Annotated in this window: 22 protein-coding genes; 10 read left to right on the top strand and 12 right to left on the bottom strand. The window is 60.3% G+C overall.

From position 1 onward, the window contains the following. Nucleotides 1-144: 144 nt before the first annotated feature. Nucleotides 145-1,881 (bottom strand): response regulator, encoded by a 1,737-nt coding sequence (locus tag VGY55_16510; protein HEV2971580.1) that lies wholly within the window; start codon nucleotides 1,879-1,881, stop codon nucleotides 145-147. A 513-nt stretch (nucleotides 1,882-2,394) separates the two neighbouring features. Next, on the bottom strand, nucleotides 2,395-2,808 hold the full coding sequence (locus VGY55_16515) for a response regulator (GenBank protein ID HEV2971581.1): 414 nt from the start codon (nucleotides 2,806-2,808) through the stop codon (nucleotides 2,395-2,397). A gap of 629 nt (nucleotides 2,809-3,437) precedes the next feature. On the opposite strand from VGY55_16515, the gene VGY55_16520 reads away from it, so the two are divergent. From VGY55_16520 to VGY55_16560, 9 genes are all read left to right on the top strand, one after another. Next, nucleotides 3,438-4,196 (top strand): succinate dehydrogenase, encoded by a 759-nt coding sequence (locus VGY55_16520; protein HEV2971582.1) that lies wholly within the window; start codon nucleotides 3,438-3,440, stop codon nucleotides 4,194-4,196. Nucleotides 4,197-4,221: 25 nt separating this feature from the next. Then, nucleotides 4,222-6,237, top strand: coding sequence for a succinate dehydrogenase flavoprotein subunit (gene sdhA / locus VGY55_16525; GenBank protein HEV2971583.1), 2,016 nt, complete (start codon nucleotides 4,222-4,224; stop codon nucleotides 6,235-6,237). Continuing rightward, the gene (gene sdhB, locus VGY55_16530; protein HEV2971584.1) at nucleotides 6,234-7,085 is read left to right on the top strand and encodes a succinate dehydrogenase iron-sulfur subunit; all 852 of its coding nucleotides are present in this window, start codon (nucleotides 6,234-6,236) and stop codon (nucleotides 7,083-7,085) included. Before sdhA ends, sdhB begins: the two co-directional genes overlap by 4 nt. Before the next feature lie 340 nt (nucleotides 7,086-7,425). Next, complete coding sequence (locus VGY55_16535; protein HEV2971585.1) at nucleotides 7,426-8,577, top strand: DUF1559 domain-containing protein; 1,152 nt, start codon at nucleotides 7,426-7,428, stop codon at nucleotides 8,575-8,577. Between the two features lie 92 nt (nucleotides 8,578-8,669). Beyond that, on the top strand, nucleotides 8,670-9,815 hold the full coding sequence (locus VGY55_16540; GenBank protein ID HEV2971586.1) for a DUF1559 domain-containing protein: 1,146 nt from the start codon (nucleotides 8,670-8,672) through the stop codon (nucleotides 9,813-9,815). Between the two features lie 79 nt (nucleotides 9,816-9,894). Continuing rightward, nucleotides 9,895-11,055 carry a DUF1559 domain-containing protein gene (locus tag VGY55_16545; protein HEV2971587.1) on the top strand — a complete coding sequence of 387 codons (1,161 nt, stop codon included), beginning with the start codon at nucleotides 9,895-9,897 and terminating at the stop codon, nucleotides 11,053-11,055. A gap of 140 nt (nucleotides 11,056-11,195) precedes the next feature. Then, the gene (locus tag VGY55_16550; protein HEV2971588.1) at nucleotides 11,196-12,341 is read left to right on the top strand and encodes a DUF1559 domain-containing protein; all 1,146 of its coding nucleotides are present in this window, start codon (nucleotides 11,196-11,198) and stop codon (nucleotides 12,339-12,341) included. A 125-nt stretch (nucleotides 12,342-12,466) separates the two neighbouring features. Further along, nucleotides 12,467-13,519, top strand: a complete 1,053-nt coding sequence (locus VGY55_16555; protein ID HEV2971589.1) for a class I fructose-bisphosphate aldolase — start codon at nucleotides 12,467-12,469, stop codon at nucleotides 13,517-13,519. 98 nt (nucleotides 13,520-13,617) lie between these two features. After that, on the top strand, nucleotides 13,618-14,550 hold the full coding sequence (locus VGY55_16560; protein HEV2971590.1) for a TIM barrel protein: 933 nt from the start codon (nucleotides 13,618-13,620) through the stop codon (nucleotides 14,548-14,550). A 124-nt stretch (nucleotides 14,551-14,674) separates the two neighbouring features. Here VGY55_16560 and VGY55_16565 read toward each other — a convergent pair whose 3' ends face one another. Both VGY55_16565 and VGY55_16570 read right to left on the bottom strand, forming a co-directional pair. Beyond that, entirely contained in the window at nucleotides 14,675-16,114 is a 1,440-nt protein-coding gene (locus VGY55_16565) for a hypothetical protein (protein HEV2971591.1), read from the bottom strand. A gap of 109 nt (nucleotides 16,115-16,223) precedes the next feature. Continuing rightward, on the bottom strand, nucleotides 16,224-17,678 hold the full coding sequence (locus VGY55_16570) for a hypothetical protein (GenBank protein ID HEV2971592.1): 1,455 nt from the start codon (nucleotides 17,676-17,678) through the stop codon (nucleotides 16,224-16,226). A 451-nt stretch (nucleotides 17,679-18,129) separates the two neighbouring features. Between VGY55_16570 and VGY55_16575 the strand changes: the two genes are divergently transcribed. Continuing rightward, the gene (locus tag VGY55_16575; protein ID HEV2971593.1) at nucleotides 18,130-18,984 is read left to right on the top strand and encodes a PEP-CTERM sorting domain-containing protein; all 855 of its coding nucleotides are present in this window, start codon (nucleotides 18,130-18,132) and stop codon (nucleotides 18,982-18,984) included. 449 nt (nucleotides 18,985-19,433) lie between these two features. Here VGY55_16575 and VGY55_16580 read toward each other — a convergent pair whose 3' ends face one another. From VGY55_16580 to VGY55_16615, 8 genes are all read right to left on the bottom strand, one after another. After that, complete coding sequence (locus tag VGY55_16580) at nucleotides 19,434-20,798, bottom strand: MFS transporter (protein HEV2971594.1); 1,365 nt, start codon at nucleotides 20,796-20,798, stop codon at nucleotides 19,434-19,436. 42 nt (nucleotides 20,799-20,840) lie between these two features. Continuing rightward, entirely contained in the window at nucleotides 20,841-21,314 is a 474-nt protein-coding gene (locus tag VGY55_16585) for a chemotaxis protein CheX (protein HEV2971595.1), read from the bottom strand. A 43-nt stretch (nucleotides 21,315-21,357) separates the two neighbouring features. Beyond that, nucleotides 21,358-21,723, bottom strand: coding sequence for a response regulator (locus VGY55_16590; protein HEV2971596.1), 366 nt, complete (start codon nucleotides 21,721-21,723; stop codon nucleotides 21,358-21,360). A 96-nt stretch (nucleotides 21,724-21,819) separates the two neighbouring features. Further along, nucleotides 21,820-22,305 (bottom strand): chemotaxis protein CheX, encoded by a 486-nt coding sequence (locus VGY55_16595; protein HEV2971597.1) that lies wholly within the window; start codon nucleotides 22,303-22,305, stop codon nucleotides 21,820-21,822. A 56-nt stretch (nucleotides 22,306-22,361) separates the two neighbouring features. Further along, nucleotides 22,362-23,201 (bottom strand): protein-glutamate O-methyltransferase CheR, encoded by an 840-nt coding sequence (locus VGY55_16600; protein HEV2971598.1) that lies wholly within the window; start codon nucleotides 23,199-23,201, stop codon nucleotides 22,362-22,364. Nucleotides 23,202-23,205: 4 nt separating this feature from the next. After that, nucleotides 23,206-24,318, bottom strand: coding sequence for a chemotaxis response regulator protein-glutamate methylesterase (locus VGY55_16605; GenBank protein HEV2971599.1), 1,113 nt, complete (start codon nucleotides 24,316-24,318; stop codon nucleotides 23,206-23,208). Further along, nucleotides 24,311-24,682, bottom strand: a complete 372-nt coding sequence (locus VGY55_16610; GenBank protein ID HEV2971600.1) for a response regulator — start codon at nucleotides 24,680-24,682, stop codon at nucleotides 24,311-24,313. The genes VGY55_16605 and VGY55_16610 overlap by 8 nt, the downstream gene beginning before the upstream one ends. 107 nt (nucleotides 24,683-24,789) lie before the next feature. Further along, a partial coding sequence (locus VGY55_16615) for a hypothetical protein (GenBank protein ID HEV2971601.1) occupies nucleotides 24,790-25,156 on the bottom strand: 367 nt, incomplete at its 5' end.

Consider the following 25,156-nt stretch of genomic DNA (forward strand, 5'->3'; position numbering starts at 1 on the left):
CAGCAAGGAGACCAGAGAAATGACGAATGACTAATGACGAATGACGAAAGAATGACGAAGCACGAATGCCGAAGATCCGCCGCGACCGGTCATTCGTGCTTCGTCATTCCTTAGACATTCGGATTTCGACATTCGACATTGACCTCATAGCGGCTGCTGGACCGGCCGCGGAATGGCGACCGCCCGCTCGACGGTGTCGAGCAATTGGTCCAAGCGGAACGGCTTATAGAGCACCATTTGCTGTTGCAAGCCGGCCGCGCGGGCCTTGACGATCGAGTGCCCCGGATCGTAGCCGAATCCGGTCATCAGCACCAGCGGGACCGTGCCAAGCAGGTCCTTGAGCTTGAGCATCAATTCATACCCGTTCATGTCGGACAGGCGGATGTCGGCGATGATGCAGTTGTAGCCGTCGTCGTCCGATAGGTTGCGGACCATGCAGATCGCCTCGGCGCCGTCGTGGGCCGTCTCGACAATGCAGCCGTAACGCTCCAAGAGCGCGTGGGCGGCGCTGCGAACCGTATCGTCGGAATCCACGACCAGCACGCGGCGGGCGCGGAGGCTGGGGCGCTTATCGGGCTGTTTGGCATGCGGAGTCGCCTGCGTCGGGGCCAACTTTTGCCCGACCTTTTGGATCACCTGCTTGATGTCGCGGGCGTTTCGGAGGATTTTCTGGAGGCGCTCGACCACCTCCGGCTCGTGGCCGATGTAGCGCTCCATCACATTGACGGCGTCGTTCAGAATCTCATCGACCGGCAGGGCCACGGCGCCGTGAATCGCTTCGACGCTCTGGGCCGCGGCGTTGGCCTTTTCGGCGTGGAGTAGCTCGAGCGTGTTCAAGGCGACCGCCACGTCGCGCGTGAAAATCTCGAGAAACATCAAGTCGCTCTCGCTGAAGGCGCGCGGCTCGGGGCTTTCCACGTTGAAGGTGCCGATGACCTGGTCGTGCAAGATCAGCGGCACCGTCAACGAACTCTTGGCCCCCTTACAGCCTTCGAGATAGAGCGGGTCTTCGGTCGTGTCTTCGCAGAGATAGCTCTTGCCGGTGGCGGCGACGAAGCCCGTCACGCCATTGTCTTGCGGCTTGGCATAGAGCACGCGATCCGCGGCCGACTGCTCCATGCCGACGGCCAACAGCGGCTCAAGCTTGCCGGTCTGCTGATCGAGCAGGCGGATTTCGACTACGTCGAATTGCAGCAGGTCTTTCGTGTAGTGCAGGATGTTCGATTTCAGCAGCTCGATCCGCTCCTCGACGGTCATGTGCGCGAGTTCGTCGGGAGTCAGGTCGGCCAGCTCCATTCCTGCCTGATGGATGGCCGCCAGCTTCTGCTGCTGGAGCATTTCTTTCGTTACGTCATGGACCGTGATAATCAGGTGCAGCGGCGGGCTGCCCGGCTCCGAGACCGGAGCGGCATGGACGTGGAAGTACCGGTTGTCGCCGGAGCGCAGCGTCGTCGTGCTGTCTTTGCCGGTGGCCAGGGCCGAATGGAACGGGCAAAAATCCGGGCCGAGAATCTCGGGGCTGTTGAGCGCCGCGTAGAAATTCATCCCCACGACCGAGTCCCGGCCGCTCCATTCCTTCACGCGGCCATTGCCCCAGATGATCGTATTGTCGGCGTCGACCAGCACGATGCCATCGGGCATGCCTTGCAGAATTCGCTCGTTCTGCAACAGCTTGCCAATCCGAAACGCCTCGTTGAGATGCTCCCCATCGACGAAAACGCCCGCGTAGGATTCGTGGGCCAGTCGCGCCAGGGCTCGCATCGGGCTGCGAACCTCGTCCACCTCGACATTGTCGCCGATGTAGGATGCCAGATTCACGGGCGGCAGGTTCTGCCCGTCGTTCGCATCGCGAAGAAACAGGATTTTGCGCTTAGCCGGCAATCCGAGAGACTCCCATCCAACGGACTTATCAATGTAGTCGTTAGTATTATAGGATTAGCTCGCGGCGCAAACAACCACGGATTCGTTTTAACCCGGAGCCAGCGGCGATTGTGCCTTTGCTCGCGCGCCGCATCGCCGTCGCCGCTGGCTCCGGGTTAAACAATTCGGGTTTGTGGCGCTTATAGGCTGAATCGGCCTCGAACTCGCTGCTTATTCAGCCGGCGCCAAGGACTACCTGATTTTCCAGCAGCGCTCAGGATGATGAATGCGACTCCGGCCGAACATCCGGCAGATCGTGCAGGAGCCGACTAAAACGAATCACCCGGCCGCCGGGGTGAAAGCTGCCAAGCGGCCATGAACGTCAGTGGGGCTTCAAATTTGATTTGACGGGTGCCACGGCCACTGCTCTGAGTGGCCATGCGCCAACCCAGTCCATGTCCACGCCGACCCGCTGGCGCGGGTGCCCCGCGTGGGCATGGCACCCAAAAATATCAAAACAGCTTTGAAGCTCCCTTAGTGTTCGCCGGTCTGAGGATCGCGCAGCTCATCTGGCCAGCCGTAAATCCGCCGCAGTGCGTGATCCACGGCGTTGGTGATCGAGAGTCGGCTCACCGGCTTGGCCAGTACGGAGAACGCCTCGGCCATCCGTGCTTGTTGTGCCAATGCCTCGTCCATCCGCGCGGAAAGCAGAATGCAAGGGAGCCGCGATCGGAACAGCTTCACGCGCCGGAGCGTCTCCAGGCCCGTCAATCGCGGCATGTGCATATCGAGCAGCACCAAATGCACATTCTCCTGACCCAGAATCTTGAGCGCTTCCTCGCCATCCCCCGCGGAGAAAACCCGGAACCCGCGGGGCTGAAACAAACCGCACAACGTTTCGCGGAACGCCGTATCGTCATCAGTAATCAACAGGGAAGGAACAACCACGAAATCCGCCTTCTTGACTGCACTCTACCATCAGGGCCGCTGGCCGACAGCCTTTATCTCTCGTCGCATGGGCGCAGCCCCGACGCCAAATTGCATTGAGCAAGAAGAGTGCCGAACCCTGCTTGCTGCTGGGCCGCGAACGATCATCGTCCATAAGTGCCGATATGGCCGATGCTTGTAGCATATTCCGAGATGCCGAGAAAGTCAAAATAGGCGGACTGCAAAGAACCGCGAATGACAGTTTTCTCGGCAACCGCTGCCATCTGGGCAGGAGGAGCAAGTGCGAAGTACAAAGTACGAAGTACGAAACGAGCTTGGTCCCTATCTCGATTCTTCAAACAGTGCCACCAAGCTCGGATTGGAGCCGAGAACAGTCGAGCAAGGATCCGGCTGCGGTTGATCGAGCACACATAATTCTGGGTGAGGAGATTCGAAATGCATGACCGAGCATTCGGGCCAACGATGGAGTCATCCGTCGCGAACGTTCAGCATTTCAAACTTTGCGATCAAGGCGGTTGCGGGATTGGGGTCGCGGCTTATACTCTGAATCTTTCGGGAGCGCGCAAACGTCGGCTCCAAGGAAGCGCCAGCCCGCGAATCTCCGCTGTTTCGCGGCGCGAAAGGTTTATGTGGAAAAGAACGAACTCTCGTTTTTCGCTCGTCATCAGTTCCTGATCTACCGTCTGTTTTCGCTGGCCGGGTTGATTCCGATCGGCGCGTATCTGGTCGTTCATCTACTGACCAACGCGACCGTGCTCGACAGCCCGGCAACGTATCAGGCTCAGGTCAACCGCATCCATTCTCTCGGGATCATTTTGCCCGTGGTGGAATGGGGGTTCATCTTCTTTCCAATTCTGTTCCACGCGGCGATCGGATTCGTGATTATCTCCGGCGCGATGCCGAACGCCGCCGCCTATCCCTATAACGGCAACATCCGCTACACGCTTCAGCGGGCGACCGGGATGATCGCTTTCGCATTCATTCTCTGGCATGTTATCCAGATGCATAAAATGGGAACGGCCTTCGGGGGCGGGAAGTTTGACGCCGAGGCCGCTACTTCGTCGGTCGCCACGGCACTGGCGGCGTTTTCGACCCGCGTGCTCTACGGAATCGGCATCCTGGCCAGTGTCTTCCACTTGGCTAACGGCCTATGGACGCAAGGAATCACCTGGGGCATCTGGACAACGCAGTGTGCCATGCGGCGAGCCGGCTGGATTTGCCTGGCGTTCGGAATTCTCCTGGGGATCGTCGGGTTGAGTTCCCTGATCGGATTTGGCCAAGTCGACGTCAAGCAGACCCAGGGCATCGAACAGCGGATCGAAGAGGTGCAGAAGATGGAGGCCGGGCAAGTCCCCGTGGCAAGCTTCGACGAGTCGAAGAGCAAGTGAACGAAGCCAAAAGGGTTTTAACGACATGGCGAAGCAGCGCGTAATGATCGTGGGAGGCGGGCTGGCCGGATTGTCGGCCGCCATGAAACTCGCCGAGTTGGGGATCGACGTCGACGTGATGAGCCTCACGCCGGTCAAGCGCTCGCACAGCGTCTGCGCGCAAGGCGGAATCAACAGCGTCAACGCGCTCACGCGCCAGCAGGGGGATCGCGAATGGCTCCATCTCGACGACACCGTCTACGGCGGCGACTTTTTGCAGCATCAGCCCCCCGTGAAGGAAATGGTCGATTGGGGCCCGAAGATCATCGACCTGATGGATCGGCTCGGGGTGCCGTTCAACCGCACGCCCGAGGGCTTCCGCGATCAGCGGCGATTCGGCGGCACGCTCTTCAAGCGGACCGCCTTCGCCGGCGCCACCACAGGTCAACAACTTCTTTACGCGCTGGATGAGCAAGTGCGGCGCTGGGAAGTCGCCGGCAAGGTGACGAAATACGAGTTTTGGGATTTCCTCGGGCCGGTGCTCGACAACTCGGGCAACTGCCGCGGCTGCGTCGGTCAAGACATGGTGACGATGGAGATGCGAGCCTTCCCCGCCGACGCGGTGATCATCGGCTCCGGCGGGTGCGGGCTGATTTACGGCCGCTCGACGATGTCGATGGCCTGCAACGGTAGCGCCGCCAGCCGAGCGTTTGCGGCTGGAGCGAAATACGGCAACGGCGAATTTATTCAGGTCCATCCCACGGCGGTGCCGGGGGCCGACAAGCTCCGCCTGATGAGCGAAAGCGCTCGCGGCGAAGGTGGCCGCGTCTGGGTCCCACGAACTCCGCAAGATCCGCGCGATCCGCGCGAAATCCCCGAGGCCGAGCGATACTATTTCCTCGAAGATCGCTACCCGAAATATGGCAACCTCGTGCCGCGCGACATCGCCACCCGCGAGATCTTCAACGTCTGCACGCGCGAAGGACTGAGCGTCGAGAAAGACCGGCTTTGCGTCTATCTCGATCTGACTCACATCCCCCGAGCCGTGCTCGATCTCAAGCTCGAAGGGATTCTCGACATCTACGAGAAGTTCCAAGGGGTCGATCCGCGCGTCGTGCCGATGAAGATCTTCCCCGCCGTCCATTACTCGATGGGCGGTCTGTGGGTCGATTACGAGCGGACGCCCGAAGGGGGCCTGCGGATCGGCTCGCCGCGCAATCAGCAGACCAATATCCCGGGGCTGTACGCAATCGGTGAGTGCGACTACCAATATCACGGGGCGAATCGGTTGGGGGCGAATTCGCTGTTGAGCTGCATCTTCAGCGGCCTGATCGTCGCCCCGGGCGTCGAAACGCGGCTCAAATCGCTGACAGGTGGATCGGCCGCCGATCAGCCGGCCGGTCTCTTCGAGAAAGCCGTCAAGCATCATCGCGAGCGGCACGAAGCGTTGCTCAAGCGCCCCGCCGGCGGCGAGAACCCATACCTGATTCACGAGGAATTGGGCCGCGCGATGACCCGCGCCGCCACCGTCGTGCGGCACAACGACGAACTCGACAAAGCCTATGGCGAGGTGCAAAAGCTCGAATCGGCCGCCAAGCGCTGCTCGCTCTCCGACACGGGCAATTGGACGAATCAAAACGTGCTGTTCACCAAGGCGCTCATCGACATGTTTCCGCTCGCCAAGACGATCCTCAAGGGAGCGCGGCAGCGAGACGAATGCCGCGGCGCGCATTTCAAGCCGGAGTTCTCCCCGCCCGGCGTCGATGCGACCGATGCGAGCGAGCGTCGGCGCTTGGCCGAAGTTTGGTGCGACACCTTTGAGGAGAGCACGCGCAAGTGGCTGAAATCGACGATCGCCGTGTTGGATTCAAGCGGAGAGCCGCAGTTGACCTACGAGGAGGTAGACACGTCGTTGATCCCGCCCCGCCCGCGGCTATACGGTCTCGTCGGCGCGGAACTCATCGAACAAGTGTGGAAGGAACGGCAAGCGGCCAAGCAGGCTAAGCCGGCAAGCGGCAATGGGGCGCCCACGGCCATCCCGGCGAAAGTGACGAGTACATGACTGAGCATAACGGCAACGGCCATCCGGATATGATCGAAGTTCGCATCCTCCGCCAGGACGGCCCCGGCCAGCCCAGCTATTGGCAACGGCATCGCATCCCGCGCGAGAGCGATATGAACGTGATTAGCGTGCTCCAGCGGATCGCCGCTCGCGCCGAGACGATCGACGGCGAGAAGGTGGCCCCGGTAGCCTGGGATTGCAACTGCCTGGAAGAAGTCTGCGGCGCTTGCACGATGGTGATCAATGGCCATGTGCGGCAGGCTTGCTCGGCCTTGGTCGATCGATTGCTCGAAGAGAATCCCGAGGAAATCGAGTTGCGGCCGATGTCGAAATTCCCCGTCGTGCGAGATCTGGTCGTGAATCGCGGGCGAATGTTCGAGGCGCTCAAAAAGCTGAGCTGTTGGATTCCGGTCGATGGATACTACGATCTTGGACCGGGTCCGCGGATTTCGCCCGAATTGCAGCAGGAATGCTATCCGCTGAGCGAGTGCATGACCTGTGGCTGCTGCCTAGAGGCTTGTCCGCAATACGCGAAGATCGAACTTCAGCGGCACGAAGGCGAGAGCGCCGAGCAATTCGAGGCCCGCGAGCAGGAGGCCTATCGCCGTGCTTTTGTCGGGCCCCATGCCATTAGCCAGGTGATGCTCTTCAACTCCCATCCGACCGGTGCGATGAACGCCAACGAGCGGATCGACGCCTTGACCGCCGAAGGGGGCATCCAAATCTGCGGCAACGCCCAGAATTGCGTGGCCGTTTGCCCTAAGCGCATCCCGCTCACCCGCTCGATCGGCCAAGCCGGCTGGGCGGCCACGGTGCGAACCGTGAAGTGGTTTTTTGGGAGAGAGTAAGACGGAGGCCGGAGATCAGGCGTCGGAGACCAGAAGTCGGTCGTTAGCCGGTTCGCTTGCGAACCGAACGCGGCAATACCCTACTATAGGGGCATATCAATGAGTATACTGGATGCCCCGGCTCATTTTGACGAGAACACCCTAATTCCTCTGACGGTTTTTGCTTCCGTTCGCGGCCCAAAATTGGTAATGTTAATGGGATATTTTAATCTCGTCAGTTGTTCTTGATTGAGCCAGCATCGCAACCAGCGTTCCGCTGCGCCCGCAATGCAATCGCATTGAATTCAATTCGTCGATAACTTCATACCCTTCCTATTCCTCGAACCCCTTAGGAAAAGCCATGACGACTCCCTCGAATTCGCCATCGCGAAAGTGTTCTCAATTAGCGGCCATCCGCCGCGCGTTCACATTGGTCGAGCTGCTGGTGGTGATTGCCATCATCGGCATCCTGATCGCGCTGTTGTTGCCAGCGATCCAAGCGGCCCGCGACGCCGCCCGCCGAACGCAATGCTCCAACAACATCAAGCAGTTGGGTTTGGCCCTGCTCAACTTCCAGACGGCGACCAGGAGATTCCCCTATAGTGGGTATTGGAGGAGCGGACCAAAATGGACGCTCGATAATACTCTTCCCGGTCTGACGACGACCAACAACGGGCAGTTGGCGGAAAACTGGGTGATTATGATCCTTCCGTACATCGAGGCAAGGGACATCAAGAACGCCTTCGATCTGACTAAGCCGATTCCCGCTGCCGTGAACGACATCCCTCGCAGCCAGCAGATTTCAACTCTGCTTTGTCCGGGCGATGCTTACAACACGACGTTGTTCGACGGTCGGACAAACGGCTCGGTCAGCGCGATGGGAAAACTCTGGGGCCGCGGCAACTACGGGGCCAACTCGTCGCTGGGCTACATGGGCGGCGACAACAGCCTCCAAGGAACCGGAGTGGCGGCCTGGGCCGGCAAATACACGGCGGGCGTGATGGGCGCCAACACCTCGTTCCGGCTCACCGACATCCACGACGGCACGAGCAACACGATCTTACTCGGCGAAATCCGCGCCGGCGTCACCAGCTTCGACACCCGCGGCACTTGGGCCATGACCGGCGGCGCCAGCGCCCTCTGGTGTCACGGCTACTTTCAGGATGACAATGGTCCCAATGCTCCCGATCCACGAGCCGACGATTGCCGGACTTGCTGCGAGGTCCAGCAAACCCTCGGAGGCTGTGGACTAGGCGCAGGGGGCTCAATCAAACTGATTCAGATGGGAATGGCCTGTTATGATGGCGATGGCGCCGACCGCCAGCAGACCGCCCGCAGTATGCATTCGCAGGGCGCGAACTTCTGCATGTGCGACGGAAGCGTCCACTACATCACCGATTTCGTCGAACGCGACGTGCAAGATTTTCTGAACACGAACCCGACCCATCTGGCAGTCTGGGATAAACTCAATCTTTCCAATGACGGCTTTGCGCTTGGCAAGGCCGCTTATTGAAAAGGTGCGAGCGACACGGCACGAAACCGGGTGATCGCTTTCACGCCTTTCACATTGTCGGCGCGTCGTCGCCTGTTCATCGTTCAGATCTCATGAAGACGAGCCGGCCATCCGCGCTTTGGCGAGGCTTTCAAGACCTTGGTCTGCGCCGCGCCTTTACTCTGGTCGAGCTGCTGGTGGTGATCGCCATCGTCGGCATCCTCATCGCACTGTTGTTGCCGGCCATTCAAGCGGCGCGCGACGCCGCCCGCCGCATGCAATGCTCGAACAACGTCAAGCAGTTAGGTCTGGCCCTGCTTAACTTCCAATCGGGCCATCGAACGTTCCCTTACAGTTCGACTTGGCGGCAAGTCGGTCATTGGAACCAACTGGTTCCCGCCGGCACAAGCCTCAATTCGGCCATGACGACGCCCAATAACGGCAATCTGGCCGAGAACTGGGTGATCAACATCCTGCCGTTCATCGAGCAGAGAGACTTATACAAGTCTTGGAATCAATCCAAGCCGATTCCAGATTCATCGAATGCCACGCTGCGCGGCGCCCACATTCCGACGATGATCTGTCCGACCGACCCGTTCAGCGCCACCCCTTTCGATGGCACGGTCAGCGGGTTAACTTCATCGATGGGCAAGAACTGGGGCCGCGGAAATTATGCGGCCAATGCATCGCTCGGCTACATGGGCGACACCAGCCAAGTCATTGGCGACGGAATACCGGCCTGGGCCAACAAGTACCTGTGCGGCGTAATGGGGGGCAATGTCTCCCTGCGGCTCACCGACATCCACGACGGCACGAGCGGAACGATCATGCTCGGCGAAATCCGGGCCGGCCTGATTCCCCAAGATACCCGCGGCGTGTGGGCCATGAGCGGTGCTTGCCCCAGCGCCCTCTGGTGCCATGGATACGTGCAGGACGACAATGGTCCCAATTGTGTTCAGGTTTGGGCCGATGATTGCCGGGCTTGCACCGAAGTCCAGGCGGCGGTCGGCGGTGAGCAGGCGCTCGTTCGAGCGGGGATGCCCTGCTGGCCCGGCAACGGGCCGGATTGGCAGCAAACGGCGCGGAGTCTGCATCCCCAAGGAGTCAACGTTTGTTTTTGCGACGGCAGCGTGCGATTCATTAGCGATTTCGTTCAATTGGGCGTACAATACGGTCCCCAGGCCCCTTCTTCCCTGGGCGTCTGGGACAAGCTCAACCTTTCCAACGACGGCGAGACGATTAGCGGCAGCAATTATTGATAGTGACGAAGACTCTAGGACGAGGTACGAAGTGCGAACTCATCTGGCTCTGTTATCGTGTCGTTCTGTCAATCACCAAATGCCCGTGGTACCGAAACCGACCACCGCGGGACGGCGACGTTTTGACGATCAACGGGCGCGCCGCGCATTTACTCTGGTCGAGTTGCTGGTGGTGATCGCCATCATCGGCATCCTGATCGCGCTCTTGCTGCCGGCGATCCAAGCGGCCCGCGACGCCGCCCGCCGAGTGCAATGCTCGAACAACATCAAGCAGTTGGGCCTGGCTCTGCTCAACTTCCAGACGGCGACGAGGAAATTCCCCTATAGCGGGTATTGGAGAAGCGGCCCCAAGTGGACGCTCGATAACACGCTTCCGGGCTTGGCGACCGCCAACAACGGACAGTTGGCGGAAAACTGGGTCATCATGATCCTTCCATACATCGAGCAAAAGGACGTTAAGAACGCCTTCAATCTCCAAAAGCCGATTCCCGACAAGTCGAACGACATCCCCCGCAGTGCGCATATCTCAACGCTGCTTTGTCCGAGCGATCCTTACAATACGACAATGTTCGACGCGAGGACAAGCGGCGCGGTAAGCGCGATGGGAACCACATGGGGCCGCGGCAACTACGGGGCCAACTCATCGCTGGGCTACATGGGCGGCGACGACAGCCTGAAAGGAACTGGCGTTGGCGCCTGGGCCGACAAATACACGGCCGGCGTGATGGGCGCCAACGTCTCGTTCCGGATCAATGACATCCACGACGGCACGAGCAACACGATATTGCTCGGCGAGATTCGCGCCGGCGTGACCAGCTTCGATTCCCGCGGCACCTGGGCCATGACCGGCGGCGCTAGCGCCCTTTGGTGTGACGGCTATTTTCAGGACGACAACGGACCCAACTGCGCGGATCCGAGCGCCGACGATTGCCGGACTTGTTGTGAAGTCCAGCAAACCCTCGGCAGCGGCTGCGGAGTGGGCACAGGGGGATCGAACAAACTGATTCAGATGGGAATGGCCTGTTACAGTGGAGATGGCGCCGACCGCCAACAAACCGTCCGCAGCACGCATCCCCAAGGCGGGAACATTTGCATGTGCGACGGCAGCGTCCACTACATCACCGATTTCGTCGAGCTGGATTTTCAAGATAAGCTCAACACCGCGCCGACCCATCTGGCGGTTTGGGACAAGCTCAATCTATCGAACGACGGCTTTGCGATCGGCAAGAATGTTTATTGAAAAAGTGCTAGCGACAAAGAACGAAACCGGGTTGTCGCTTTGCACTGACCATGTCGTTTTTGGTTGGAATCTCATCACCATCATTCCATTCAAGACCCGTGAGAACGAACCGAGTAATCTCGCCACGACGCTGCCATCGATTGGCTAGCCGTCGATCTGCTAACCGCCGATTTTCGGTCATCCGCCGCGCGTTCACGCTCGTCGAATTGCTGGTGGTGATCGCGATCATCGGCATCCTCGTCGCGCTATTGCTGCCGGCCGTGCAACAGGCTCGTGAGGCGGCCCGCCGCGTGCAATGCAGCAACAATATCCGACAATTGGGATTGGCCCTGCAGAACTTCCAATCCGCCCATAAGACCTTCCCGTACAGCTCCACTTGGCGGGTCAACGGAAGGCTTGATCTCACGAACCTCAACGCCAGCAACAACGCGCAATTGGCGGAGAATTGGGTGATCAACATTCTGCCGCAGCTCGAGCAGCGCGATTTGCTTTCGAGCTTCACGCTGACAAAGCCGATCCCCGACCTGACAAACGCCAAAGCTCGCGGGATTCACTTGTCGGTGATGCTCTGTCCGTCCGACGCCTATAACGAAAAGCCGTTCAACGGCTCGGCCAGCCCCGCTCACACCAGCAACATGGGTGACGGCTGGGCACGCGGCAACTATGCGGCCAACGCGTCCTTAGGCGATTTGGGCAACAGCGGCGACGGCGATGCCGACGACCTGGTTCGGAGCGGCACCGGTAAAGGCGGCACCACGCCGTCGGGCGGCGGCTGGGCCGATCGTTATAAGCAGGGCGTCATGGGGGCCAATATCGCCCTGCGGATCACCGATATCCACGACGGCACGAGTGATACGATCTTGCTGGGCGAAATCCGCGCCGGCCTTATCTCCCAAGATACCCGCGGCATTTGGGCTATGAGCGGCGCCTGTCCCAGCGCCCTCTGGGGCCACGGCTACGTCACGGTCGCCAACGGGCCAAACTGCAGTCAGCCCGACGCCGACGATCCGCGGGCTTGCAGCGAAGTCCAGGCCGCCCTCGGCGGCGCGGCCAAGCTGATTCGGATGGGAATGTCCTGCTGGTCGGGCGACGGACCCGACTGGCAACAAGGCGCGCGAAGCATGCACACTGGCGGCGTCAACGTCTGTTTTTGCGATGGTAGCGTGCGGTTCATTAGCGACTTCGTCCAACTGGGCACCCCTGGCACCCCACCAGGCTGCCTCGGAGTCTGGGACAAGCTCAACCTCTCGAACGACGGCCAAACGATTACCACCAACAATTATTAGAGCGCCCAAATCCGGCGGGGATGGTCCCCCTTTTGCGAAGTCCGCGCTGCAAAACGGGGACCGTCCCCTTCTCCCATCCGGATTTGTTGGGCGATCTCAGCAAGCGCGAAACAGAGAGACTTGCCATGAGCAAATGGATTCACGATCTACTCGGCGCGGAGGCCGATGGGCTGCTTGGGCATCGCTGCCAGACGATTCCGCGCGAACGATTGCACTTGCCGGGGCCCGATTCGATCGACCGCTGTTTTGTGCCGAGCGATCGCGGCCCGCGCGTGCTCGGGAGCTTGGCTCGGCTCTTGGACCATGGCCGGCTCGGCGGTACGGGCTATGTCTCGATCCTGCCGGTCGATCAAGGGATCGAGCATTCAGCCGGAGCGTCGTTCGCGCCAAATCCCGACTATTTCGATCCGGAGAATATCGTGCGGCTCGCCGTCGATGGGGGCTGCAACGGCGTGGCCTCGACGTTCGGCGTGCTCGGGGCCGTCGCCCGCAAGTATGCCCACAAGATTCCATTTATCGTGAAGATGAATCACAACGAGCTGCTCACCTACCCGAACAAGTTCGACCAAATCCGCTTTGGCACGGTTGAGCGGGCCTGGGACATGGGGGCGGTGGCGCTGGGCGCGACGATCTACTTCGGTTCGCCGGAGTCGGATCGACAGATTATGGAAGTCTCCGAATGGTTCGCTCGGGCGCATGAATTGGGAATGGCCACGATCCTCTGGTGCTACCTGCGGAACAACGCCTTCAAGGCCGACAAGGATTACGATCTCGCGGCCGACTTGACCGGCCAGGCAAATCACCTGGGAGTGACGATCCAGGCCGACATCATCAAGCAGAAGCTGCCGGAGAACAACGGCGGATTCACCGCGCTCAAGTTCGGCAAAACCTCGCCGCTGGTTTATGAGAAACTCTCTTCCCCGCACCCGATCGATCTTTGTCGATACCAGGTGGCCAACTGCTACATGGGGCGCGTTGGGCTGATCAATTCGGGCGGGGCATCCGCCGGAGCGGCCGACCTGGCTCAGGCCGTGCGCACGGCGATCATCAACAAGCGGGCCGGCGGCATGGGTCTGATCAGCGGCCGCAAGGCCTTCCAGCGACCGATGTCCGACGGCGTCGCGCTGTTGCAAAAGATTCAGGATGTGTACCTCGATCCGGCAGTGACGATCGCTTGAGGGATCGGCAAGTGACAAGGTGAAGGGGTGACAAGGTGAACGCGCAAGCGGACGATACGGTCACCTTGTCATCTTTTCACCATTACCGAGACAACTTCATGCCTCATCGCAAATCTTCGACTGCACGGGCACTCAGCGCCGCACTTTCTCGCCGCGCGCTCTTGGCCGGCGCCGCCGGATTGACGGCCGCGGCAAGCGGGCTGACGGGCGTCGGCTCGGCCCTGGCCGCCACCGCCGCGGACGCCGATTTCAAGATAGCCAACGGCCGTATCAACCAGTCGGTCATCCATTGGTGCTTCAAGCCGATGCCGGTCGAGACGCTCGCCGCCGGTGCGGCACGGCTCGGGCTGAAATCGCTGGAATTGGTCCCGCCCGCCGATTGGCCGACGCTCAAGAAGCTCGGCCTGACCTGCGCGATCAGCCCCGGCCACGGTTTCGTCAAAGGGTTCGCCCACAAGGAAGAGCACGACGAATGCGTGGCCATTTTGCGCAAGAGCATCGACGCCACGAGCGACGCCGGATTCCCCAGCGTCATCACGTTCTCCGGCATGCGCCGCGGCATCTCAGACGACGAGGGCCTGGCCAACATGGTCGCGGGCCTCAAGAAAATTGTCGGCTACGCGGAAGCAAGGAACGTGACGCTCTGCCTCGAAATGCTCAACTCGCGCGTGAACATCGAGATGAAAGGGCACCCCGATTACTTCTGCGACAAGATCGAAATGGCCGTCGAAGTCTGCAAGCGGATCGGCAGCCCACGGATGAAGGTGTTGTTCGACATTTATCACGTGCAGATCATGGAAGGGGACATCATCGCCCGGATCAAGCAGTATCACGAATTCATCGGCCACTATCACACCGCCGGCGTGCCGGGGCGAAACGAGTTGGACGAATCGCAAGAACTCTTCTACCCGCCGATCATGCGGGCGATCGTCGAGACCGGCTATCAAGGCTACGTCGGGCAGGAATTCATTCCGAAGAAGCCGGATGCGCTGGCCTCGCTCGCGCAGGCGGCGCGGCTATGCGACGTTTGACTTCCACGATTGCAGTCGGAAGTAATCGTCGTCTGCGCACGTTGCCGCGACCTACTTAGCCAACGCCCTTCGCGGCGCTCCGCGAGTCGAGAACAATCGGCGACTGCTCGCGTCGTCGCGTCGATTACAGTTTTGTTGCAGCGCCGGCACGCAAAGCGTGCCCTGCTTCCGGCTTATCGGCCGCTTCGTGACGGTCGTCGATGATTTCTTCGTCGGCCGATTGGATGGCGCCGATGAGCGCCAGGCGGCCGAGCAGGCGAAAGTAAATCAACAGCCCGCCGACAATCACCACTGCAGCGGGGGCAACGCTCCAAGCCGGGCCGAGCAGCCCGAGGGTCCAGACAATTCCGAAGATCGCCCCGACGAGCGCGATCGTTTCGACATAGAAAACTCCCCAAGCCGACTTCGACGTGATCAGCGTTCGCCACACCGGGACCGAGACGGGATCGAGCGGCGAACCTTCCGCCATCATCGACAACAGCACGAGCGGAAAAAAGATCGCTCCGCTGAGCGGCGCCGCCAGCCAACCGAATTCCGTCGCGGCGCTTAGCGCCCCGCCGATCATGCCGCCGGGCATGGCCGATAGAATGAAGGCGCAGATGATCATAAAGCAGCAGCGAAAGTTCATGAATACGCTGTCCGGCCAATTATGAATCTCGTCGAGCCCCTCGGAGGTGTCGTCGACCACGGCCAACAGGTTTCCAGAGAATCCCACGCAAAACGTGCTGAAGGCGAACAACGCGGCCAACGTACACAAGATGGCGCCCATCGAAGCAAGTGCCCCAGTCACCGTCCGGCCGTTGGACCGCAGCAGCGAGATGTCGAGGTAGAAAAGAGCGAACGCCAGCGCCAACCAGATCGAATACCCGCACCACCGCAACCACACGGTCGAATGGCACGGAAAGCTGAACACGCCGGCCGCCAACGGCCAGCGGGGCAAAGGCGGCAGCTCGCGGCGGGCAGCTTCCCGCCGCGCCACTTCGAGAATGTCCTCGTTGTGCAGCGGAACGTACTCCACTGGCGGCCGCTCGCACGGCGCCTCGAACTGCACCTCTACTCCGTCGTCCTCGCTCCACAGCTTTCTTGGTTTCGGCGCAGCCGGCGCGGGAGGCACGACGACCTTGCGGCGGCAGTCCGGGCAGGTCAGCATTTGTCCGACTTGGTCCTCCGTCGCCGTCATCCGCGTGTGACAGAGCGGGCATATGACCGGAAAGTATCTCTTGAAAGCAGGCGAATCGGCGGCAGGCTGATCGACGCCGGGAAGGACTTTGTAATCATCGGTGTCGAAAGTGCCGTCGGGAACGGGGTGCCCTCTGGGCCCTGTGGCGTTCGGCGGAGAGGAGGAAACGACCTTGGGCGCTTCGGCGTTAAGAGCGTTCGCAGCCGCGCTCGGCGCCGGCAGCAGGGGATCGAGAACTGGCGGGGAGGACGGCTGGTTGAGATCGACGGGTCCGCCGCATTTTGGGCAGGGATAGACCTTTCCCGGCTGGCCCTGCCGGATTTTCAGCCGCGCTCCACAGGCCTTGCAGACCACTTGCACGTCGTTGGGTTCGTCGGCCGCCACTCTAATCCGCTCCATCGCCATCGAAAGAAACGCGATCGATCAATGCCGCCCATCCGCATTATCCCTCAATCGTAGCGAGCGCGGCAAGCGATTTATGACGAAACGTAGGTCAATGTTTCGCGGCTTTCATGGCGCGCTTTGCGAGCGCTTCTTCGATGTCGTCGTCCTCTTCGACGTTTTCATCCGCGTCGGCGTGGGCGCCGGCATCCGATTCCTCCGCCAGTCGCTCGCTGCAAATCCATCCCAGCCGGCCGAGAAGGCGAAAATAGATGAACAGTCCACCTACGACCACCGAGGCGCCCAGGGTGAGCCAGACCATTGAGCCATTTTTCCAAGCATACCAGGCAGTAACGCCGGTGAGCGCCCAAAGTAAGGCGGATTCCGAGTACATCCCAATCCAGGCCAAGCGAGCCTTTCGCATGCTCCGACACACCGGCAGCGAGACCGGCGCAAACACGGAATCGACCTCCAACATCGAAAGCAACAGGATCGGAAACAAAATAACCGAGCCGATCGGAATCGCGATCCAGCTCATCACGAAGAAGCCGCCGAGCGCCGCGTCAATGGCGACACCGGGCAGCAGAGACAGCAGCCCAGCGTTTAATACGAAGATCGGGTCGCGAATGCTGTTGTACAGCCAGACGGAATGCGGCCAATTCTCGACTCGGTCAACCCCTTCCGACGTGTCTTCGAGCACCGCCAGCAACGGACTCGACATGACGATCCACCAAACGCCTCCCGAGACGAACAAGAGCAGGGAGACGAAAACCGCGCCCATCCAACTGCCAAGAGATCGCTCCGCCATCATGGCGATGTAGCCTTGCAAGAGCGCGAGCACGATCGCCAACCACAGGGAAAGGCCCAGCCAGCGAACGCACACGTTGGAATAGCAAGGAAAGCTGAATACGCCGGTCACCAGCGGCCAGCGCGGCAACGGGGGCGGCTCGCGGCGGGCGGCTTCCGCTCGCGCCACTTCCAGAATCTCTGGATTGTGGACCGGTCCTATTTTCACCCGCGGCGGTTCGCAGGCAGGCTGATACTGCACCTCGATTCCGTCGTCTTCGCTCCAAAGACGTCTCGGCTTCGGCGGCGGCGGAGCAGGCGGCACGACGACCGAGCGGCGACAGTCGGGGCATTTCAGCATTTGCCCCACCTGGTCTTCCGTGGTCGTCATCCGCGTGTGGCAGGTCGGGCAAACGACTGCGAAGTATTTCTTGCGAGCCGGAGGATCGGGAAGTGGTTTGTCCGCGCCTGGAAGAATGTTGCGCTCTCCAGCGTCGAGAGCGCTGTAGGGAACGGGGTGCCCTTTGGGCCCCGCGGCGTTCCGTGGAGCGGAGGGGATCCGCCGCGGCGGATCGGCGTTAAGAGCGCTCGCAGCCGCGCTCGGTGCAATCGGCGTCCACAAGTGATCGAGCACCGGCGGAGCGGTCGGCTGATCGAGATCGACGGGGCCGCCGCACTTCGGGCACGGATAGACTTTTCCCGACGGACCCTGGCGGATTCTCAGCCGCGCTCCGCAGGCTTTGCAGACCACAGGCACGTCGGTGGATTCGTAAGCAGTCATTCGTCGCGCAACGCGGCAACTGAATAGTTTGCAGACGGTAGGGCACGCTCTGAATGCCGAGCGGCGAGGCAACGAATCAAAGGCCCATCCGGCACGCACAGCGGCGCCCCACCTCGGCGGCTTCACTCATTATCTCCCACTCCGATCGACCGCGGCAAGCGAAGTCTGCGCCGCTCAGCCGGAGTTCGTTACCAGGCAACTGCGATTGCGGGTCACCGTATAAAACCTCGGTCAATTCCAGTCGATTTCCTTGCCAACGAGCGCACGGCAATTTACGATGGGGCATCGAGAATCCCCGACTCGCGACGCCTCGGCAGAGCAGCAATCGCCGCTCTTACGGGCGGATGTTTGAATCATAGTATGGCTTCCTTCGAGCGTTGAATCGGCGATCGATTCGCCTTGGCATCGCTAATGAACAATTCTTGAACCACCGCACCGTGAGGAGCGCCTAATGAATCAATGCCGTTTCCGCCGCCCGCTGATCGCACTCTTTGCTCTTGGCATGGCAAGTTCTCCATGCATTTCAGTCGCGGGGTTAATTCAGCACCCCTTCAACTCGAACACCGCCACCAAGATAGCCTCATTTTCGATTTCTGGCTCCGTTTCAATTAACAACGACGGCGCACCGCTCGGATCGCGCGTCTATTTTGGGAAACTTGATCTGAACAACAACGACATGCTCGTTTATGCAAACGACAAGGCGACAGCGCTCTCGAATCTGGCCAATATTACTGACATGGTGCGAGCCGGATACGGGCCGAACCACGATTGGACCGGCAATGGGATCACGAGCGGCGTCGCCCAGCTCGATCATTCTGAGGGCTACGGCATCACCGCACTCGGCGTAATCTTGAATGACGATGGGTCCGGCAATCCGATTTGGGGAGGCGCGGGTTCCGACATGGGCTCGTTCGATGGCTACACGTCCCTTCCCGCCTTTCTGGGCGGCAGAGACTTCTCAATTTTCGACGTCATTGTCAAATACACGTTCTTGGGCGACACGTTGCTTACCGGCAACGTGACGGGCGGCGATTTGGGCACTGTCGCGGCCAACTATGGAACTGGCAAGGGCTGGATCAACGGCGAGTTCAACTACACCGGCGGCGTGGTCAACAATCTCGACGTCTACGAGGTCAATCACAGCCTGTTGCGGGAATCACAATACCCGCTCGTCACACCAGTGACACCTGACCCACCCCCTCCCACGCCCGAGCCCTCGACGTTTGTGCTCGCCGTACTCGGTTTGCTCGGTCTCCCTGTCTTTTCGATTCGGCGGCGCCGTTGGAACCTCGGCGGCGTCTGCTAATCCGCTGGCAATTGTTGCCGCTGCTCACGCGCCGGCCACGACGGTTGAAAGAATAGTTCCTATCGCTCAAATGCAGCCGACTTCAATTCGAATCGCTAATGAACAACCCTTGAATCGCTTTATCCTGTGGAGGGACTAATGAATTCATGCTCTTTGCGCCGCCCGCTCATCGCATTAGTTTTTCTTGGTGTGGCTCTTTCTACCGGCACCTTGTCCGCGACCCTAATCCCCGCGCCGAGCGACTCGAATGGCTCGGTGCCTCCTAAATTCAGTTCGAGCGAAGCGTAAAGTGAGCGACGTCGCGGGAGGCTCGCACGCTCCGGCTTGAGCGAGCCGAAAGGCGTGAAGGATTGAGAGTCTGACGAAATAAAAAGCGCGAAGAGCTTGAAGTGATTATCCACTTGGCTCTTCGCGCTTCGCTTACGGACGCTAAGTTTCGCAGTTCGTACTTACTGCGCCGTGGCGACTAATTCTTCCTCTTCGCCGAGTTCTTCGGCTTCGATGTCATCGATGCTCTCGTCGACTGGCAATGCGATAGCAGGCCAGCCGCCGTTGGTCCCCGCGAAGATCGGCATCGTCACCTGTCTCGACCGCCGCTCGGAGAGCACTAAGACTCCCAACGCGACCGCGGCTAGCGCGGCAAGCGGAGCAACCTGGAGATAGACCGAACCAGCCGCCGTCTTGATCACCCCGCTCAGCAATGGCAGGAAGAACCCGCCCACGCCGCCGAGCGCCCCGACGATGCCGCCGACCGCGCCGACATTGGTCGGATAATGCTCGGGGATGTATTTGAACGTCCCTGCCATGCCGATCCCCATCGCGACGGCCGCGACGAAGACGCTCAAGACTGTAGCCCAAAGCGGCAGGCCCACGATTACGAGCGCCAGCCCGATCGCAGTCACCACGAGCGACGTCCGCGTGACGATGCCGGGGCCCAGCCGATCCGCGAGCCAACCGCCGGGGATTCGGCTGAGACTGGCTGTGAAAGTGAACGTCGTGGCCAATAGGCCGGCGGTGGTCGCCGCCAGGCCGTATCCGTCGATGTAGATATCGGAGAGAGTCAAGGTCGCGGCGACGAACACGCCGAATGTGGCCATATAGTATAGACCGAATTTCCAGGCCCGGAGATCCTTCAGCGGCGCGAGCAGTCCCGCCAGGGTCGGCGCGGCGCCTTTGCGAGGGGCGTTGCGCATCACAAGCCAATAGGCAATCGCGGCAATCACGAGAACGCCGGCGTAAGTCTGCAAGGCAGTTCGCCAGCCGACCGCGACCAGCAACAGCGGCATGCCGAATGTGGTGATTGCGGTGCCCACGTTACCCGCTCCGAAGATCCCTAAGGCGAACCCTTGCTTTTCCTTGGCCGTCCACGACGAAGTGGACTGCGCCCCCACGATGAACGTGGTGCCGACCAGTCCGACGACCAAGCCGCCGATGATGATTGCCGTGAGCGTGGCGGCAAAGCTGAGAGCCAGCGTGGCGCCTGCCCCGATCAGCATGATTAGCGGAAACATCAAGCGTGCGCCAAGGCGGTCGGTCAGAATCCCGACCGGAATTCGGCACGTCGAACCAATCAATATCGGAATCGCCTTGATCAGGTTCGCCAACGTCGGCGAGATTCTCAATTCGGCGCAAATCGTGCGGACCGACGGTCCGAACATCACCCACACGGCAAAGCAGAGCGCGAAGGCGATCGTATTCGCCGCCACGACGCCGGCGCGAATCGCCGGGGCCGAATGCGGGCTTTTCGCGGTGCCTCCGCGGGCCGCTCGTTCATTGCGGTAAGGGTCCGACAACATGGGAATCGTCTGGCTCATACGACTTGCCTCTTTGAGAAAGGAATTGGGGATTGAGCGACTTCAGCAGTGGCATGGCGCCTCAGACTCGACGAGGCCGACTTCCAACGTCAGCGAGCCCCATTCCGACTCGAATGGGACGCAGATCGGCGGGATTTTCGACGGGAACTGCACGCTGAACTTCCCGGTAATGACGGTCGGGATCGTGAGCGACATGTTGAATTGCTCTAGTTGCGCCTTTGCGCCGCCGGCGACCATGTTGGCCAGTTCGCCCACGGCGTCGCGCACTTCGGCATTGATCTCTAGCGGGCGCTCTCCCAGCATGGCCTCCGCCGCTGAGAGTGCCGCCTGGCGATTCAGGCTCAGCACCACCGTGCCCGCCGCCTTGCCCGAAAGGCCGATGATCCCGCTGATCTCATGCTCGGGACAATGATGATCCTTGAGATAGATCTTGCCACGGGTCAATTCGCTATTGAGCATCGTCGAGAAGACCTTGGTGATCGACGAAATGAACGGATTGATGTATTCGACTTTCATAGGAATCGACTTTCGTGTGCGAAAGAATTGGCCCCGCGGATCATCAGGCGCCAGCGAGCTTGCTCAGCTTTTCGCGGAGCACTTCGGCGGTGAATGGTTTTACGAGGTAATCGGAGATGCCCGCCTGGATCGCTTCGATCACGCGGCCCTTCTCCGCCTCGGTCGTGATCATGAACACGGGAACCTTGCTGCCGGTGGCGCGGATGTCGCGAGTCAATTCGATGCCGGATTTGTTCGGCATGTTCCAATCGGTCAGGACGAGATCGAAGGGCTGCTCGCCAAACCTGGCGAGCGCTTCGTTGCCGTCGCCGGCTTCGACTGCTTCGGGAATTCCCACCGCGGCCAATGACCGCAAAATGATCTTTCGCATCGTGCTCGAATCGTCGACGAGTAGAACCTTGAGAGCCATGGATACCGTCTCCCTGGGAAAGCCTTGTTTAGAGCGTCAATCAAATTCCCCCAAATGGGGCGAGTACGAAAGCAGGAGTGAACATCGTGTGGGCGTTTAGGTGGCAACAGAGCAACTCGGCGAGCGAGCGTTTTCCAACTCTTCTTCCAGCAGCGCGACTTCGAGCAATTCGTCTTGGCAATCCAATTGCACGCGGCTGATGAGCCGAGTGCCCGGCACGCTCAAGCTGTAGTCATTGCCTTCCGTCACGGACGGAAGCGACACAAACGACGGTCCGGGCAGCAGGCTCTTCAGGTTGCCGCCAATCATGTTTGCCAATTCGGCCAAAGCGTCCTGCGAGTCGGCCGCCGTGGTATCGCCCTCGGCCACGTTGAACATGATCGCGGCGACCTGCCGAGAAAAACTCACCGACGCGTCGAACATCACCGCGCCTTTCCAAGCGCCGGCGATTTGCACGCAAGCAGTGAGGCGTGGATCGTTCCGCGGCGGCGGCGCATTGGCGGCGGCAACCACGTCGAGGAGAAGCATGGTTGAAAAAATGTCCTGCGTTAATTGGACGATTTCCTCGGCAGCAAATTGCATGTTTGCCTCTCATTCCGGTGACGGAAGCCGTCAAATTCAGGAGCCCGCACACGCTATCACTTGCCGCGCAAACGGTAACACACGGTCTTGGCGAAGTTGACGCGTTCGAACGAATCGTCGAGATTGAGCGTCGTTTCCGCCCCGCCGAGAAACAAAAACCCGTCCGTTGCAAGCAGCTTGCCGACGTTGTCCAGGATGGATTTCTTGGTTTCAGTCGAAAAGTAAATCAGCACGTTTCGTAAGAAGATTACGTCCATTTGCGGCAGTGGCGGCCACCTTTCGATCAGATTCAACTCCATGAATTGAACCAGCTTGCGAACATTGTCTTTGACTTGCCACTGCATGCCCGACTTCTGAAAATGCTTGACCAGCAGCGACGCGGGCAGGCCTCGATTGACCTCGGCTTGGCTGTACAAACCTTGCCGGGCTTGGGCCAAAACTTGACTCGACAGATCGCTCGCTACCAGCTTGACATTCCAAGTGGCAAGGGCTGGAAAGTATTCGCGAATCACCATGCCGATGGTATACGGCTCCTGGCCGCTCGAGCAGGCGCCGCACCAAATGTTCAATGCCCGCTGCGACCCCCGGTTGGCAATCAGTTTGGGCAACACTTCCGTTTTCAGGGTCTCGAACGGGTGGATGTCGCGAAAGAAACTGGTCTCGTTGGTGGTCATCGCCTCGACGACCTTGTGGTGCAAATCGCCCGGCGACCGCGCGCGCAGCTCCGAAACCATTTGTTGCAGCGTGCCGAAACCGTGTTGGCGGGCCAACGGCGTCAGGCGCGATTCGACCAGGTAGCCCTTGACGGGTTCGAGCACGATCGCCGACCGCTTATGCACCAGATCGCTCACGTAAAGAAAGCTATCCGCGTCGAGCGCATTGATTGCTTGAGTCATGTTGCTACACGCACGCGCTGGCTACATGGTTGAGGATCTTGGTATCGATTGCAGGCGGCGTGATTGCCAGGGCGCCTTCGATTGCCGGCGCCATTCTGTCGAGCGGCACGACGGCGTCGGCCAGGCCGGCGCGGGAAACCGCCCCCGGCATGCCCCACACAATCGAGGTCGCTTCATCTTGAACGACGATGCGGCCGCCGCGGTCGTGGATCCATTCGCAGCCTCGCAGTCCATCCTGTCCCATGCCGGTCAAGATCAATCCCAGGGTGCGGGCCCCGTACAGATCGGCAACCGATCGAAAGAGCACATCGACCGATGGCCGACAGGAGTTCTCCGGCGGACTTTGATCGAGATGCACCACGGTCTGAGTGCCGCGCTTGACAAGCGACATGTGAAAATCGCCGGGAGCAATCAAGGCTTTGCCCGGCCGCAACACATCGCCGGCGGCCGCCTCCACGACTTCGAATTTGCATTGCGAGTTGAGCCGCGTGGCCAGATGCTTGGTGAACAGCGGAGGCATGTGCTGCACGATCACGATCGGCAACGGAAAGTCGGCCGGCAGCCTGGGGAGCAAATCCGCCAATGCGTTCGGCCCTCCGGTCGACACGCCAATTGCCACAATCTCGGGCCGGACCTTGATTCGCGGCGCAGCGCGAACCGGTTTCGCCGCGACGACCGCGGGCGAGGCGGCTTGCTCGCCGTCACTGCACCAGGGACAAAACGCGCGGATTCTTGGAACCAATTCGCTGCGAACGCTCTGGATGCCCGCCATGATGCTGCCCACGTTCGCCGGCTTGGTCACATAATCGTTGGCTCCGAACGAAAGCGCGTCGAGCGTGGCGGCTGCTCCGCGAGATGTGAGCGTGCTGAACATGATCACGGGCAGCTTGGGGTATAGCTTGCGGATCTCGCGCAGGGTCGTCAGGCCATCCATCTCGGGCATTTCCATGTCCAAGGTGATCAAATCGGGATTGACCTGCGGAATCTTGGCCAGCGCAATCCGCCCGTTGGCGGCCGCGCCGACGACTTCGAAGCCCGGTTCGGCCGCAAGGACATCCGTGACCAGGCGGCGCACGACCACGGCATCGTCGACGATCAGAATTCTTGCTTTACGCATCGGAGGCGCACACCACGTTCAAGAGTCGGAGCTTGTCCTGAATCACGTCAGCGGTGAACGGCTTCATCACGTATTCGTTGGCGCCGGATTCCAGCGCGCATTGCATCTGCTCGATCTCGGTCTCGGTTGTGACCATGATCAGCGGCATGCTTTCGTAGGCGGCGTTGGCACGAACCGCACGCACGAACTCGAGGCCATTCATCACGGGCATGTTCCAATCGACCAACACCAGGTCGAGCGGGCCGGTGGTTTCAAGCATTGTGAGCGCTTCGCGGCCGTGGCCGGCATCGACCACCTCAAACCCAAGCTCACGCATGATATCGCCGAGAATCCGCCTCAGCGCCCGCGAATCGTCGACTACCATCGCACGCAAAGGAGGTCTCCCTATGAAAAAGTGGCGGCCCGAGGAATACAGAGCGGAGGCTCAAGCCGCGAACCGACTGAAGCCCCTGCCTGGCAGTGGGACTACGCCTAGCGACGTACGTTCCCGCTTTTTCCGCTGCCAGGCGCGAGTTGTTCCTCGTGTTGGTATGTGAATCGCGAAACGAGTTGTTGCAGCTCAGCGGCCATTCGAGACAATTCGTCCGCGGCTTGCTGCGTGTTGCCGGCGCCTTGCGTCGTGCTTTGGGCCGCCTGGGCGACGCTGGTGATGTTTTGAGCGATTTCACCACTGCCCTTGGCTGCCTCGGCTACGTTGCGGCTGATCTCGTTGGTGGTCGCCGTTTGCTCTTCCACGGCGCTGGCGATCGTATTGGAAATGTCGTTGATCTGGTTGATCACGCCGCTGATCTGCTTGATCGCATCGACGGCGCCTTTGGTGTCGTCCTGGATCGCCTCG

The organism is Pirellulales bacterium, assembly GCA_035939775.1.
GTDB lineage: Bacteria > Planctomycetota > Planctomycetia > Pirellulales > DATAWG01 > DASZFO01.